We start from the raw sequence: 14879 nt of genomic DNA on the forward strand, positions 1-14879 counted from the left end.
GTGTGTTCAGGGGGTATAAAAAAGAGCCCCGCATGTTTTTTCATCGCAACCAGTGGTTTTAGCTGGTCTGGAGCGGGCGCTCGATCTGGAACCAGCATAATGGCGTGAAAAAATAGTTCAAGACGAAATTTACATCTTCAAATAGAAGGGTTTGGTCAGTTGGATATATCTGTCGGAATAGGCCCCATCAGCAGAATGGATCACAATTTCACCCCTCTCACACCTGTTTAATCCTCTGCCAAGTAGCAATAAAACACGATTTGCCTCTTTACCCTCTCTGGTGATAACGGCTGTATAACAAATGCCATGCAGATCATAATTCGCCGAAATGCATAAAATTTCATCGGCCATCGCCGTCGGCAGCACCAGCGCCACCTGCCCGTTCGGGCTCAGCAAACGATCGCAGGCCGCCAGTAATGCGGGGCTGTCGAGGGCACCGGTATGGCGGGCCAACGCCCGCGCCGGATCGCTAAATGACTGGCCTGCCACGAAATAAGGAGGGTTGGAGACGACAAGATCGTAAGGGGCGGCCTGATAATCCTGAATGGCACTCTCTATGACGGTCACCCGATCGGCCCAGGGAGAGGCAGCCGCATTCTCCCGCGCCTGACTGGCCGCATTAATATCCAGCTCGACCGCATCAAGACGGCAGTCAGATCTGCTGCGTTGGGCCAGCATCAGGGCGATCAGGCCGCTGCCGGTGCCGATATCGAGCACTCGTCGCGCCTGTTCGACCGGCGCCCAGGCACCGAGCAAAATGCCATCGGTGCCCACCTTCATGGCGCAGCGATCGTGATTGATATGGAACTGTTTGAAGGTAAATCCGCGACTACGCCCCATCTGGCCCCCGTCATCTGCAAAAATGGTGGGCGATTATAGCGGCTAAGACACACTCACCAATAGGAGCCGACGAGATAATCGCCTATAATCTGCCGTTTCCTTAATGACCGAGTATTGCCATGAGCCAGTCCTTTGATGATTTCGACCTGCACCCAGCCCTCAACCGGGCCTTGGCCGAGATGGGATTCACCCGCCCCACCACCATCCAGCAGATGGTGCTGGAGCCAGCCCTGGACGGCCGCGATATTCTGGCATCCGCTCCGACCGGTACCGGCAAGACCGCCTCTTTCCTGCTGCCGGCACTCCAGCACCTGCTGGACTTCCCGCGCCGCAAGCCGGGCCCCTGCCGCATGCTGATCCTGACCCCGACCCGCGAGCTGGCCCTGCAGGTGACCGCCCACGCCAAGGCGCTGGCGGCCCACACCAACCTCAGCATCGAGACCATCATCGGCGGCGTCAGCCATGAAGAGCAGCTGCCTGCCCTGACCAAGACCACCGACATAGTGGTGGCCACCCCGGGCCGTCTGCTCGAGTACATCGAGAAAGAGGAGTTCGAGAGCCACGACATCGAAGTGCTGGTGCTGGATGAAGCGGACCGCATGCTGGACATGGGCTTTATCAAGGATGTGAACCGCATCGTGGAAGAGGCGCGCTACCGCAAGCACACCATGCTCTTCTCCGCGACCCTGGAAGGGGCCGGCCTTGAGAAGTTCGCCAACGAGATCCTCAAGGATCCGGTGGAGCTGCATGCCGAACCTCCCCGCAGCGAACGTCGCCCCATTACCCAGTGGATCCATCTGGCCGATGACGCCGCCCACAAGCTGGCGCTGCTGACCCATATCCTGAAAGATCCGGAAACCCAGAAAGCCATCATCTTCGTCAAGACCCGCGAGCGTCTGGCGGAGCTCTCCGGCCAGCTACAGGCGGCAGGCATCTCCTGCGCCTGGATCCGTGGCGAGATGGAGCAGAGCAAGCGTATCGAGTCGATCCGCAAGTTCCACGAAGGGGAAGTGCCCTTCCTGATCGCCACCGACGTCGCCGCCCGCGGCATCGACCTGCCGAACGTCAGCCATGTCATCAACTACGACATGCCCTACGGCGCCGATGTCTACGTCCACCGGATCGGCCGTACCGGCCGCGCTGGCAATCGTGGCTGCGCCATCAGCCTGGTGGAAGCCCACGACATGGCGATGGTCGCCAAGATCGAGCGCTACACCGAGGAGCGCCTCAAGCGCCGGGTGATCGACGAGCTGCGCCCGAAACACAAGGAAGCGCGGGTACCGGTGAAGAAGAAAAAGCCGGTCGACAAGAAGAAGTCCGCCAAGAAGAAAAAGAAGAAGTGATCGCCTGGCGATAAAGAGAAGGGCCATCCCGCGGGATGGCCCTTCTGCATTCTAAATCACTCTGACGAGTGGTTATGCCACCACTCTGCGCATCCCCATATGGGGGATATCATCTTCGAGATAGCCTTCCCCTTCCGCCACAAAACCGTGCTGGCCATAGAAGCCCTGCAGATGGGCCTGCGCCCCCAGCCAGATGCTGTGAGTCGGCCAGCGCGCCTCGCACGCCTTGACCGCCTCGCTGATCAGCTTATGACCAAGACCACCGCCACGCGCCTTGGGTGAGGTCACCACCCGACCGATGGCTGCACCGCTCTCGTCGCCGATGCCGGGCGCCATAATCCGCGCGTAAGCAGCAAGCTGGTCGCCCTGGTACCCGAGCAGGTGCCAGACCCCTTCGCGGCGATCCAGCCCGTCCAGATCCTGAAAGGGGCAGGTCTGCTCCACCACGAACACCTCGGCCCGCAGCGCCAGCAACTCATACAACTCGTCAGTGGTCAGTTCAGACCAGGGTTTCAGGATCCAGTTCATCGGCAACTCCTTATCAGTTCGGCCTGCCAGCATAATCGTGGCGCCAGCGCCCTGCATTAACCTTTGTTAAGTTCTTTCAGCCGTTTGCGAATGCGGCTCAGACTGATGGGCGTAATACCGAGATAGGCGGCGATCTGGTGATCCGGCACTCTGGCATCGAGTGCGGGAAAACTGTCGAGAAAGTGCTGATAGCGCGCCTGCGGGCTGCCGGTCAGCAGCAACTGCTCCTTCTCCTCCTTGATGCGCAGCTGCACCTCCAGCAGGTGCTGATACCAGCGCGGCCAGCCGGGCAGCTGGCGCAGGTCAGCCAGACTGAACAGCTGCAAACGGCAGGGCTCCAGCGCCTCCACGCTGTAGCGGGCCGGCTCACCACTTAGCAGGTGATGGAAGTCGAGAAACTCGTCCCCCTCCCAATAGAACTCCTTGATGTACTCGCGGCCATCCTCCAGCACCAGCTTGGCCCGCAGCAGCCCCTGCTCCACCCTGACCAGCAGATCCGGGCTGTCACCGGCGTGCCAGAGGCAGCTTTTCGGGCTGAGGGTCAGCGGGCGGGCAAAAGAGAGGAGGCGCGCGGCCTCCTCTTTATCTGCGACCTGCGCCCAATCGAAGGGGGGTCTGTCAGTCAGCATGATTAACCGCGACGCTGACGCACGGCTTCAAACAGGCAGACGCCGGTTGCCACTGAGACGTTGAGGCTGGATACCGCCCCTGCCATTGGGATGCTCACCAGCTCGTCGCAATGTTCGCGGGTCAGGCGACGCATACCTTTACCTTCGGCACCCATCACCAGCGCCATCGGGCCGGTCAGTTTGGCCTGATAGAGGTCGTGATCGGCCTCGCCAGCGGTGCCGACAATCCAGACGCCGCGCTCCTGCAATTCGCGCAGGGTGCGGGCCAGGTTGGTGACCTGAATCAGCGGCACCACTTCAGCGGCGCCACAGGCAACCTTGCGCACGATCGGGGTGAGGCCGGTGGCCTTGTCCCGCGGCACAATCACAGCGTGCACCCCTGCCGCATCGGCGCTGCGCAGGCAGGCGCCGAGGTTGTGCGGATCGGTCACGCCATCCAGCACCAGCAGGAAGGGCTGGTTCTGTTGTGCCGCCAACTCATCCAGCAGGCTGGCCAGATCGTGCTCGGCGAGCTTCGGCGCCTCTTTCACCCGGGCCATGATGCCCTGGTGATTGTTGCCTTCCGCTTTGTCATCAAGGGTCTTGCGGTTCACGCTCTGCACCTTGAGACCGAGGGACTCCAGCTCGGCCAGCAGGGGTTGCAGCCGGTCGTCATCCCGCCCCTTGAGGGCCCACACTTCGATGAAACGCTCGGGAGTGCGCTCCAGCAGCGCGGTGACAGCGTGAATGCCGTAGATCAGTTCAGTACTCATTTAGTGCTCTTGGCCTTATCGCGAGCCTTTTTGCTCGGTCGTCTGTTGCTCGGTTTGGCGCGGCCACCCTTGGCGGGTTTGCCGCTCTCCTTGCCATCTTTCTCTTTGCGCTTTTCGTGGCGCTCGGCGCTCTTGGCCTTCTCCTTCTTGATCTCGGCCATCTTGCGAACCGCCTGCTTGGCGTTCTTGCCGGTGATCTTGAGGGGCTCTTCCACCATCACGAAGTCGATCTTGCGATCATCCAGATTCACGCCCATCACCTTGACCCGCACCTTGTCACCCAGACGGTAGCGACGGCGGAAGTTCTCGCCAATCAGCTGCATGTGCAGGGGATCAAACTGGTAGTAGTCGTTGGTGAGGGTGCTGACGTGCACCAGACCGTCGATGTGGATCTCCGCCAGGCGGACGAAGAAACCAAAGCCGGTGACGCTGGCGATAACGCCGTCAAACTCGTCACCCACGTGATCCAGCATGTACTCGCACTTGAGCCAGTCGGCCACGTCGCGAGTGGCATCGTCGGCACGGCGCTCGGTCATGGAGCAGTGCTCGCCCATCGGGTCCACTTCTTCCAGCTGGTAGTGATAACCACCGCTCGGGGTCCACTTGTGGCGCAGGTTGCCCTGTTGCTCCTTGGCGGTCTGATACTTGATCGCCCGGTGCAGGATCAGGTCGGGATAGCGACGGATTGGCGAGGTGAAGTGCGCGTAGGACTTCAACGCCAGACCGAAGTGACCGATGTTGTCAGCCTGATAGATGGCCTGACGCATGGAGCGCAGCAGCATGGTGGAGAGCAGCTCCGCATCCGGGCGACCTTCAAACTTGGCGGCCAGCTCGGCAAAATCTTTCGGCTCGGGCTCGAGGCCACCTTTAAGCTCCAGACCCAGTTCGGCCAGGAAGTCGCGAAAACCGGTCAGACGCTCTTCGCCCGGACGGTCATGGACCCGGAACAGGGCAAAGGCTTCGTTCTTCTCGATGTAACGGGCAGCAGCCACGTTCGCCTGGATCATGCACTCTTCGATGATCTTGTGGGCATCGTTGCGCACCAGTGGCACGATGCGGTCGATCTTGCGCTGGGCGTTGAAGATGAAGCGGGTCTCTTCGCTCTCGAACTCCACCGCACCGCGCTGATGACGGGCATGCTTGAGCGCCTTGTAGAGGTTGTTGAGCTCCTCGATATGGCCCACCAGCGGATCATACTGCTGACGCAGCTTGGGATCCCCGTCGAGGATCGCCGCCACCTTGGTGTAGGTCAGACGGGCGTGAGAGTTCATTACCGCTTCGTAGAACTTGTAGCCGGACATGCGGCCAGCGGCGGAGATGGTCATCTCGCACACCATGCAGAGACGGTCAACTTGCGGGTTCAGAGAACACAGACCGTTGGAGAGCACCTCCGGCAGCATGGGCACCACGAACTCGGGGAAGTAGACGGAGTTGCCACGCTGATACGCTTCGGCATCCAGCGCCGTGCCGGGCTTCACGTAAGCGGAGACGTCAGCAATGGCAACCCACAGACGCCAGCCACCACCGCGTTTGGCTTCACAGAAGACAGCGTCATCGAAGTCACGGGCATCTTCCCCGTCGATGGTGACCAGCGGCAGGGCGCGCAGGTCGATGCGGCCCTCTTTGGCTTTCTCCGGCACCTGCTCACCGAGACCGGCAACCTCTTTGGTCACCTCTTCCGGCCAGGTGTGCGGAATGCCGTGGGTACGCAGGGCAATTTCGATCTCCATGCCCGGCGCCATGTTCTCGCCCAGCACTTCCAGGACGGTGCCGACGGCATTGATGCGGGAGGTGGCGCGCTGATTGATGCGCACAACCACGACCTGGCTCTGGCGAGCCCCTTTGTTTTCCCCTTCCGGGATGATGATGTCCTGGCCGATACGGCTGTCATCCGGCACCACGAAACCAACACCATTCTCGACGAAGTAACGGCCGACAATGTCTGCCTCACGGGACTTGAGCAGGCGCACCAGACGCGCTTCCTGACGACCCTTGCGGTCGATCTCGGTCGGCTGAACCAGCACGTAATCGCCATGCATCAGGCGTTGCATCTCTCGGTTGTTCAGATACAGATCCGGACCACCACCTTCCGGACGCAGAAAACCGAAGCCATCCTTGTGGCCGATTACATAACCTTTGACCAGATTCAGGCGATCCGGCAGGGCATAACATTGGTTGCGAGTGAATACCAGTTGTCCATCACGCTCCATGGCGCGCAGACGACGACGCAAGGCTTCCAACGGCTCTTCATCTTTCAGCTTGAGGACCTTGGCCAACTCTTCACGGGACATGGGCTTTTCATGGCCCTTTATGAGTTCCAGGATCAACTCGCGACTGGCGATGGGGTTATCGTATTTTTCGGCCTCGCGTTCGAGGAAAGGATCTTTTTGAGACATAAGCAGGCCTTAGGGTAGGTGGTAACGGTGCCATTATATCGGAGGGGGGGGCGAATGGCATCCATCGGCTGCCTTTTGGCCAATCTCTCTGTCATACTATGTGCAGTTCGCTGGCATGATGAGACATAGAACTCATGAGTAAGGATACATTTGCCCAATCCGCCGCCTATCTCAAACAGGCGGTCCCTTTGATGATCAAGTACCAGATCCCCACGACGCCGGACAATTACCACCTGTGGTACAACTATGTCTCGGCCAGCATGCCCGAGCTCAACCAGGCGATTGATCAGGCAGTCAAAATGCAGGGAACCTGCTCGCTCACCACCTGCGAGCGGCTCTATCACCAGTATCTGGCCGCTCAGGACGAGAAGCAGATGGAGGCGATGAAACTGAGCCTCGCCGCCATGGCCAACGAGCTCGGCCACTCCATGCAGGACACCATCTCCGATACCGGCATGTTTCAGGAGATGCTCGACAAGAGTTTTGACAAGCTCAGCCGCATTGATGACGAGGGCTTCAGCCTGGAAGATACCATGGGGATCCTGCGGGAGCTGGTGCGCGAATCGCGAGACGTGCGCATGTCCACCATGCACTTTCGCAACCAGCTCAGCAATGCGGAGAAAGAGATCAAGGAGCTGCGGGCCGCGCTCAACGAGACACGCAAGCTGGCCAACGAGGATGCCCTCACCAACCTGCTCAACCGCCGCGCCTTCGATCTGGAGCTGGAAGGATTGATCCGCAGCCAGCACCCCTTCTCGCTGATCCTCGCCGATATCGATCGCTTCAAGAACTTCAACGACGAATATGGGCACCTGCTCGGCGATCAGGTGCTGCGCGCCTTCAGCAAACGGCTGCGCGATGCCTGCAAGGAGGGAGTCACCGCCTATCGGCTGGGTGGGGAGGAGTTCGCCATGCTGGTCCCCCATCGCTCGCTGGCGCTGGCCAGACAGATGGCGGAGAGCATGCGCCGCGCCATCGAGCGGATGTCGATTCTGGATCGCAAATCGGGCCGCCGCATCGACCACATCACAGCCTCGTTTGGCGTGGGCGAGTTCAACGGTCAGGAGAGCGCAGACTGTCTGGTCGAACGTACCGACAAGCTGCTCTACAAGGCCAAGGAGCTGGGGCGCAACCGGGTGATGCCACTCCCTTCCTGATTTGTCCCCTGCCCGACCGCAATGCCAATGTAAAAAGCCAGTCAGATCAACTGACTGGCTTTTTGGTCTCTCTTGCTCCGACAGGGGCTGTTCCTTCCAGCCCCAGTGGAGATCTGCTCAGTGTGAAGGATTACTCCTGCACCTCGCTGACACCTTCGACTTTCACATCAACACGGCGATCCGGAGCCAGGCAGACGATCAGCTCACGCTTGGACTTGCTGACGCAGCTGTCGCCGGTAACCGGTGAGGATTTACCGCGCCCTTCCACATTGATCTTGGCGGCCGGGATCCCTTTACCAACCAGATAGTTGGCAACGGTCTGGGCACGCTGCTCGGAGAGCTTCTGGTTGTAGGCATCGGAACCGATACGGTCGGTGTGACCAATTACGGTTGCCACGCCATCTTTGGGTCGCGCCTCTTCAATCTGGCTATAGAGGCTATCCAGTGCCTGGCTGGCCTCTGGCTTGAGGGTCGCCTTGTTGAAGTCAAACAGCACATCGGAGCTCAGGGTGAACTGCTTCTCAACCATCACAGGTGCAGGAGCAGGTTCCGGAGCCGGGGCGGGCGCCACAGGGGCAACCTGACCAAAGCGATAAACCGCTGCCAGTGAGAGCAGGCCGTTATCCATTCTCAAACCGGTATCATCACGACTGCCATACGGGGTGGTGTACTGGTACTCCAGGCGAGCGGCCCAGTCGAGATTGAACGCATACTCGGCACCCAGCGCGCTGACAAAGTTGAACCGACCATCACCGCCTTTCAGATCACTGTTGGCGGCCGCATAACCGCCGCCGATACGTCCATACAGGTCGAGGCTATCAGTTACAGGGAAGCCCAGCTTCAATGATAAATGAATAAGTTGGGCCTGAACTTCATCTTGAAACGCTGCGCCCGTGGCTGAGCGGGCATCATATTTGTACTTACCCAGATAATCGTAGCCATATTCGATGCCCAGGTTCTTGTTAAGCTGATAGCCGGCAAATACACCAGCCCCAAGAGCATCATTGGTCTCATTGCCGAGGGTAAAGCTGTTGCTTTCATCAATGCCGTAGAAGTTGGACCAACCCAGTTTGGCGCCGCCATACCAGGTGTTGTCTTGACCGGCAGCCTGGGCATTGGCCGCCAGCAAGCCGGTAACCAGCAAGGTAATCAATGATTTTTTCATGTTTGAGCCTCTGCAACTTTATGTAGGAGGAGGTTGATTGATATCACCTCGTCTTATAGGTGCAACCACCCAAAAGCGATCGCAGCATATCAACGTTAGCCTATTTTCAAGTCACTGATATCAATTAACAAAAAACACTCTAACGCAACCACGTTACAAAAACAGCAACAAACGTTTGTTATTTGAACTAGATGTGACGCAAAAAGACGCACAGATGAGGGCTGAAAGGGAAAAAAGGCCAGCAACATGCTGGCCCGAAGCGATATCAGTGACGAACAAACTCGTAGTGCTGATCGATAAAGTCAGCAACACGCTGGCTCAGTACCTTGTGCACCGTCTTAGTCGGATGCACCTGATCCCAGAACATATGCTCATCGCAGTTGAGAGTCGCTGCTCGCCCTTTTGCCTGCCCGCTGACCACCGCCTGCGCCAGGATCGGGTTACCGGCAATAGCCACTCTTTCGGAGACACTCAAAGCCGGGGTCGCAGCCACCTCGGCGGCGCTGCCGGAGAACGGCTTCCATGTATAGCCACCACCGTAGCAGGCGTGTTCTGTGTCACTCAGCCCGAACTGCTGAGGATCGCGCATCATCTCGTCAAACTGCTTGTCCACTTCGAACAGCTTCACGATGCCAAGGGGAGCCAGCTCGCGAGTGAGGTTCTGCAACTTCTGGTTGTGGTAGCTGGCCACATGGCGCACCTTCTCCACCACCTTCATGCTGCGGGCTGACGGGGTCTGCCCCAGATCAGGAATGTTGAACAGCAGGATCTGCTGCGCGCCGTTGAGCACCAACCGGTTGGATGCCAGCCGGATGGTATCGATCACCCGATCCGCATCCCGCTCGGTGTTCCAGCCATAGGCCAGATAGTCGTTGGCACCGACCCAGATCACCACCAGATCATCTGGGCGGAACTTGTCCTTTTTCAGGAACTGATCGATCTCGTAATCGAGATTGTTGATCACCTGATATTTGGGATCCCAGGACCAGAAACCGAGCCAGCCGTTCAGGGCGCCCAGATGGTTATAGGCCACCGCGGTCGCACCGCCTTCCGCCTCGTTGGCCACGACCAGACCGGGGAAACGCTCGTCACCCAACTGCTCCAGCCACACCGGGCCGTTGCTGAAGCGCCCGTTGAAGTAGGGTGGGCTGGAGGGGAGATACCCCCGCATCTTCTTGTACATCTTGCCGGTGTCGGAGAGGCTGTCACCAAACATCACGACCCGGGAAAAAGGTTGGCGTCCCTCTGCCGCTTGCGCGGTCAATGCCATTAACCCCAATAAACAAACAAGCCATTTTTTCATATTGTTATGCTCTTCGATTAAGCAGGTGAGACCTGCGGACTTCTCCTCGAGTGGCGACAGGCATGGGAAGAGTCTGCTGCCACTGACTTCTGGTGAAGGCGACAGATTACAGTTCCAGATGAAATCACACATGTTCCGCCACCGATGAAATCGCTTGCGCTCACAAAACAGACAATCACACCAGCCTATTTCTTTCACGCTTGTTTCACATCCCCCCCGGCACAATGCTCCCATACCAACGACAGGAGTATGAAATGAACAAGGCAAGCGCAAGCGTAATCGGACTGTTGACCCTGATGTCTGTCTCCTCTTTTGCCATGGCGGCCTATACCGGCCCGCAGGAGCAGAACAAGGTCTCCGTTGCTCAGCTGAAAGATCTGGCCGATGACAGCTGGGCCACCCTGGAAGGGAAGCTGGTCAAGCACCTGGGCGGCGAGAACTATCTGTTCCGCGATGCCAGCGGTGAGGTGGAGGTCGAAGTGGATCAGGATGTGTGGCGTGGCACCGAAGTGGGCCCGGATGATCAGATCCGTATCCGTGGTGAAGTGGACCACAGCTGGAACAAGACCGAAGTGGAAGTCAAAACCCTGGAGAAAGTGGGCGCGGCCCCGCAGACCAAGGGCGGCTTTATCGCCAAATAAGGCCACTTCAACGACGAACTGGCCAGACGTTAAAAGGGCGCTTGATATCAAGCGCCCTTTTACATGGTTAACCCAGCGTCACCGCTTAACCGGCCCGACTGGCAAAGGCTCTCTTGAACCCCTTCTCGGCCTGATTGACCTTGTAGAGGTAACGGCGCGCCTCCTCTTTGGGATGCTGCTCGGTCAACACCTGATAGACCGCCTCGGGGGAGAGCCGGTTGATCCGGCCCGGCGCCGCCTTGCGATCGCTGGAGAAGGTATTGAGCACCCCGCCAGCGCCACCGTTATAGGCGGAGATCACCGCATAGCGACGGGAGCGCGGGTCCTCGATATCCGCCAGATAGACGGTCTGCAACAGGTGCAGATAGGCGGTACCAACATCGATGTTGTAGGCCGGGTTGAACAGCTCCTCCCGGGTCGGCTGGCCGTTCTTGCCCTTGACCCGAACATAGACGTCACGACCGGCGGTAGCCGGGATCACCTGCATCAGGCCATAAGCGTTGGCATGGCTCACCGCATAGGGGTTGAAGCTGCTCTCGGTCTTGATCACCGCATAGATCAGGCTCTCCGGCACGCCGTATTTGCGCGACGCTTCCCGGATGATCCCCGCATACTTGTAGCCCCGCCTGTCTTCATGGTTGGCCACCATGGGAATATCGACGAAGAAGATGGTGCGAATCCCCAAAGTGCGCTTCTTCATCGCCGTGTTGAGCAGGTAATCGGCATAACGCTCGGCGCGCCAGGAGGCGCGGATTGGCTGGCGCTGGTTGTCCAGCACCTGACCGTAGAGGAAAGGCTCGCCGCCGGTCAGAATTTCCCGATCGGAGTAAAGATCCACTTCGGCCGGATCGTCCGGGGTCAGCAGGGTCTCGATGATGGCGCGACGCAGGTGAGCGCGGGGATCGATGCCAGATACCGTCTCCACCATGATGTGACCGCTGGAGAAGTCGATGTGGGCCCGGCTCTTGTACTGATCCGTGTATTTGACGTAGTCAAACTTGCCCGCAAACAGCGCCTCCCGCCCCCATATCTCGTTCACGTTATGGGAGAGCGCGCTGATCATGTGTTCAAAACCGCGGATGTCCTTGCCGTTGACCAGATCGTCATCCTCACTCCCGCTGGGCTTGGGGGAGGATGAGCAGGCAGAGAGAAACAGCAGGGTGCACAGCAGCCAAAAAATTCGGCCCATAGGATCCTCAAACCGGGCAGCAGAGCTGCCCATCATTCATTTGCTGCGACTTCAGGAGCGGTCACGCCAGTGTGGCGCCATTCCCGCACCTGTTCACACGTACAACAGCCGGAGAGCTTACTGGGCAGGCGGGGTGTAACCTTCGATCTGCACTTCACCTGCATCAAACAGGTAGCTGACCATCTCTTTTTCCAGCAGTTGGCGATGCTCAAGATTCATCATGTTGAGCTTTTTCTCGTTGATCAGCATCACCTGCTTCTTCTGCCACTCGGCCCAGGCTTCCTTGCTGATGTTGTCAAAAATCCGCTTGCCGAGCTCACCGGGATAGAGTTGGAAATCCAGACCCGGGCCCTCTTTTTTCAGGCGTTGGCAAAATACAGTACGGCTCATGTTGACCTCTATGGTTGTAACTCTGGATAGGCGAGCAGACGGGCCGTGGCGGCCGCCAGCCCCACCTCGGCAGGATGGCGTAAGTTATACCAGAGTCGGTTATCTGCTTCCATGAGCCGCAGCGGCTGCGCCTCATCAATGTCAATCAGCAGCGGCTGAATATCGAGATGGAAGTGGCTGAAGGTATGGCGAAAACCGGCCAGTTCACGATAACCGTGATGGCTCAGGCCGAGGGATGCCAGCAGACCATCCACCTCCGCCAGCGAAGCCACCTGCGGGAAACAGTAGAGCCCGCCCCAGATCCCCTGTGGCGGCCGCTTCTCCAGCAGCAACTCATCGCCGTGACGGATCAGCAGCATGATGCCATCGCGGGCCGGAATGCTCTTCTTGGGCTTGCTGTTGGGATAAGCGGTAGGCTTGCCTTGCGACAGCCCCTGGCAATCGGCCCGCACCGGACAGCGATCACAGGCAGGCTTGCTGCGGGTGCAGATCGTTGCCCCGATATCCATCATCGCCTGATTGTATTGCGCCACGCCCAGTTTGGGAGTGAGCCGGATGGCGATCTCCCACAGCTCGTTCTCCACCTGTTTTTGGCCGGGCCAGCCCGGCAGCGCCAGCCAGCGGGTGAGCACCCGCTTCACATTGCCATCAAGGATGGCGTGGGGCTGACCCAGAGAGAGCGACAACACGGCCCCGGCGGTTGAGCGACCAATGCCCGGCAGCGTCATCACCTCGTCAAAGTGCTCGGGAAAGAGACCATGGTGATGATCGCGGATCTGCTGGGCCGCCTTGTGCAGGTTGCGGGCCCGGGCGTAGTAGCCCAGCCCGGTCCAGTGGTGCAGCACCTCGTCGACGGGGGCATCGGCCAGCGCCACCACATCGGGGAAGCGCGCCATAAAACGCTGGTAATAGGGGATGACTGTAGCGACCTGAGTCTGCTGCAGCATGATCTCCGAGACCCAGACCCGGTAAGGGGTCTTCTCCTGCTGCCAGGGCAGGGTTTTGCGGCCATGAAGCTCATACCACTCCAGAACCCGGCTTGCGAAGGTTGATTGATTCACGTTGTTCTCATGTCGTTGATATAAGGGGAACTCTGCGGTTCCTTCGGCTCATCTGGCCTGCGTGGGCATAAAGTCATCCCGCAGCACAGCGCCAGCTGTCTGGTGCGGCAGCGTAAGGCCTCGTCACGCCCAAGTCAAAGCCGCGCTGACTGACGCTGCGGGCAGGTGGTGCTCAGGCAGCAAAGCGGTAACAAAGACGATATACTCGGCCCCACGATTGATGACGGGAGAGACGGTTTGCAGACTTATCTGGTTGGGGGCGCAGTGCGGGATCGCCTGCTGGGATTGCCGCAGGGCGACAGAGATTATCTGGTGGTCGGCGCCACCGTGGAGCAGATGCTGGCGTTGGGCTTTACCCAGGTCGGTCGCGACTTTCCGGTTTTTCTTCACCCCAAAACCCAGCAGGAGTATGCCCTCGCCCGTACCGAACGCAAACAGGGTCAGGGCTACACCGGCTTTGTCTGCCACGCCGCCCCCGATGTGACGCTCGAGCAGGATCTGCTGCGCCGGGATCTCACCATCAACGCCATCGCCGAAGATGATCAGGGCCAACTCCACGATCCCTACGGTGGCATTGAGGATTTGAAAAAACGGCTGCTGCGCCACGTCTCCCCCGCCTTTGCCGAAGATCCGTTGCGCATACTGCGGGTCGCCCGCTTCGCCGCCCGCTTCCACGCTCAGGGCTTTACCATAGCGCCGGAGACCCTCGCCCTGATGAGCGAGATGACGGCCGCTGGCGAGCTGGCCCACCTCACGCCGGAGCGGGTCTGGAAGGAGCTGGAAAAAGTGCTGCTGGGGCCGACCCCGCAGATCTTTATCGAGGTGCTGCGCCAGTGCGGCGCCCTGAAAGCGCTGTTCCCAGAGATTGATGCGCTGTTTGGCGTCCCCGCCCCGGCCAAGTGGCACCCGGAGATCGACACCGGCATCCACACCCTGATGGTGCTGGAGCAGGCGTGCCGGATCTCCCCCGAGCTGACGGTACGCTTTGCTGCCCTCTGCCACGACCTTGGCAAGGGAGTCACCCCCAAGGAGTTCTGGCCAAGCCATCACGGTCATGGCCAGAAAGGGCTGCCGCTTATTCGCGCCCTGTGCGAGCGGTTCCGGGTACCCAATGAGTGCCGGGATCTGGCGCTGCTGGTGAGCGATCTGCACACCCACATCCATATCGCTTTTGAGCTCAAGCCCTCCACCCTGCTCAAAGTGTTCGACAAGGCTGATGCCTGGCGTCGCCCCGAGCGCTTTGCCCAGCTGCTGGATGCCTGTCGCGCCGACTTCCATGGCCGTACCGGTTTCGAGGAGCGGGTCTACGCCGAGCCGGACTATGTGGCAGAAGCGCTGGCTGCCGCCCAGGCGGTGCCGGTGAAAGAGATAGTGGCGGCCGGTTTCAAAGGGGAAGAGATCAAGGAGCAGCTCGCCAAAAAGCGGACTGATGCCATCAGCCGGGTCAAGGATGAGTGGACCTTTATCGAGGAGTAACCTCGGCCC

The 14879-nt window shown here is 59.3% G+C and carries 14 protein-coding genes; 4 read left to right on the forward strand and 10 right to left on the reverse strand.

Going from position 1 to position 14879, the window contains the following annotated elements; all coding sequences use genetic code 11:
- Positions 1 to 129 precede the first annotated feature (129 nt).
- A complete protein-coding gene (locus tag AB5Y90_RS17215) occupies positions 130 to 840 on the reverse strand; it encodes a tRNA1(Val) (adenine(37)-N6)-methyltransferase (RefSeq protein WP_236302238.1) in 711 nt (236 codons plus the stop codon).
- Between the two features lie 119 nt (positions 841 to 959).
- On the opposite strand from AB5Y90_RS17215, the gene srmB reads away from it, so the two are divergent.
- Positions 960 to 2183 (forward strand): ATP-dependent RNA helicase SrmB, encoded by a 1224-nt coding sequence (srmB, locus tag AB5Y90_RS17220; RefSeq protein WP_005335816.1) that lies wholly within the window; start codon positions 960 to 962, stop codon positions 2181 to 2183.
- A gap of 72 nt (positions 2184 to 2255) precedes the next feature.
- On the opposite strand, the gene AB5Y90_RS17225 is transcribed toward srmB, so the two are convergent.
- Genes AB5Y90_RS17225 through rnr form a run of 4 tightly spaced genes read right to left on the reverse strand, consistent with a single transcriptional unit; the run spans position 2256 to position 6488 of the window.
- Positions 2256 to 2711, reverse strand: coding sequence for a GNAT family N-acetyltransferase (locus AB5Y90_RS17225; protein WP_139429757.1), 456 nt, complete (start codon positions 2709 to 2711; stop codon positions 2256 to 2258).
- 56 nt (positions 2712 to 2767) lie between these two features.
- Complete coding sequence (locus AB5Y90_RS17230; protein ID WP_108612042.1) at positions 2768 to 3340, reverse strand: Crp/Fnr family transcriptional regulator; 573 nt, start codon at positions 3338 to 3340, stop codon at positions 2768 to 2770.
- A 2-nt stretch (positions 3341 to 3342) separates the two neighbouring features.
- Positions 3343 to 4092 carry a 23S rRNA (guanosine(2251)-2'-O)-methyltransferase RlmB gene (gene rlmB, locus AB5Y90_RS17235; protein WP_307896225.1) on the reverse strand — a complete coding sequence of 250 codons (750 nt, stop codon included), beginning with the start codon at positions 4090 to 4092 and terminating at the stop codon, positions 3343 to 3345.
- On the reverse strand, positions 4089 to 6488 hold the full coding sequence (gene rnr / locus AB5Y90_RS17240; protein ID WP_263085378.1) for a ribonuclease R: 2400 nt from the start codon (positions 6486 to 6488) through the stop codon (positions 4089 to 4091). Before rnr ends, rlmB begins: the two co-directional genes overlap by 4 nt.
- Positions 6489 to 6622: 134 nt before the next feature.
- Here rnr and AB5Y90_RS17245 point away from each other — a divergent pair, with 134 nt between their 5' ends.
- Positions 6623 to 7645, forward strand: coding sequence for a GGDEF domain-containing protein (locus AB5Y90_RS17245; RefSeq protein ID WP_307896224.1), 1023 nt, complete (start codon positions 6623 to 6625; stop codon positions 7643 to 7645).
- A gap of 130 nt (positions 7646 to 7775) precedes the next feature.
- Here AB5Y90_RS17245 and ompA read toward each other — a convergent pair whose 3' ends face one another.
- Together ompA and AB5Y90_RS17255 are read right to left on the reverse strand one after the other, a co-directional pair.
- Positions 7776 to 8810 carry a porin OmpA gene (gene ompA, locus AB5Y90_RS17250; protein WP_139437008.1) on the reverse strand — a complete coding sequence of 345 codons (1035 nt, stop codon included), beginning with the start codon at positions 8808 to 8810 and terminating at the stop codon, positions 7776 to 7778.
- Between the two features lie 265 nt (positions 8811 to 9075).
- Complete coding sequence (locus AB5Y90_RS17255; protein WP_069526899.1) at positions 9076 to 10113, reverse strand: SGNH/GDSL hydrolase family protein; 1038 nt, start codon at positions 10111 to 10113, stop codon at positions 9076 to 9078.
- 254 nt (positions 10114 to 10367) lie between these two features.
- Here AB5Y90_RS17255 and AB5Y90_RS17260 point away from each other — a divergent pair, with 254 nt between their 5' ends.
- A complete protein-coding gene (locus AB5Y90_RS17260) occupies positions 10368 to 10754 on the forward strand; it encodes a YgiW/YdeI family stress tolerance OB fold protein (protein ID WP_005335826.1) in 387 nt (128 codons plus the stop codon).
- A gap of 85 nt (positions 10755 to 10839) precedes the next feature.
- Here AB5Y90_RS17260 and mltC read toward each other — a convergent pair whose 3' ends face one another.
- The 3 genes from mltC to mutY all read right to left on the reverse strand — a co-directional run bounded on the left by mltC (position 10840) and on the right by mutY (position 13394).
- Positions 10840 to 11943 (reverse strand): membrane-bound lytic murein transglycosylase MltC, encoded by a 1104-nt coding sequence (gene mltC / locus AB5Y90_RS17265; RefSeq protein WP_042052484.1) that lies wholly within the window; start codon positions 11941 to 11943, stop codon positions 10840 to 10842.
- A 117-nt stretch (positions 11944 to 12060) separates the two neighbouring features.
- Complete coding sequence (locus AB5Y90_RS17270; RefSeq protein WP_005335828.1) at positions 12061 to 12333, reverse strand: oxidative damage protection protein; 273 nt, start codon at positions 12331 to 12333, stop codon at positions 12061 to 12063.
- Positions 12334 to 12341: 8 nt separating this feature from the next.
- Positions 12342 to 13394 carry an A/G-specific adenine glycosylase gene (gene mutY, locus AB5Y90_RS17275; protein WP_307896223.1) on the reverse strand — a complete coding sequence of 351 codons (1053 nt, stop codon included), beginning with the start codon at positions 13392 to 13394 and terminating at the stop codon, positions 12342 to 12344.
- Between the two features lie 237 nt (positions 13395 to 13631).
- Between mutY and AB5Y90_RS17280 the strand changes: the two genes are divergently transcribed.
- Positions 13632 to 14870, forward strand: coding sequence for a multifunctional CCA addition/repair protein (locus AB5Y90_RS17280; protein ID WP_307896222.1), 1239 nt, complete (start codon positions 13632 to 13634; stop codon positions 14868 to 14870).
- The last annotated feature ends 9 nt before the right edge of the window (positions 14871 to 14879 follow it).

It is taken from the genome of Aeromonas sp. R4-1, assembly GCF_040908325.1.
Lineage (GTDB): Bacteria > Pseudomonadota > Gammaproteobacteria > Enterobacterales > Aeromonadaceae > Aeromonas > Aeromonas veronii.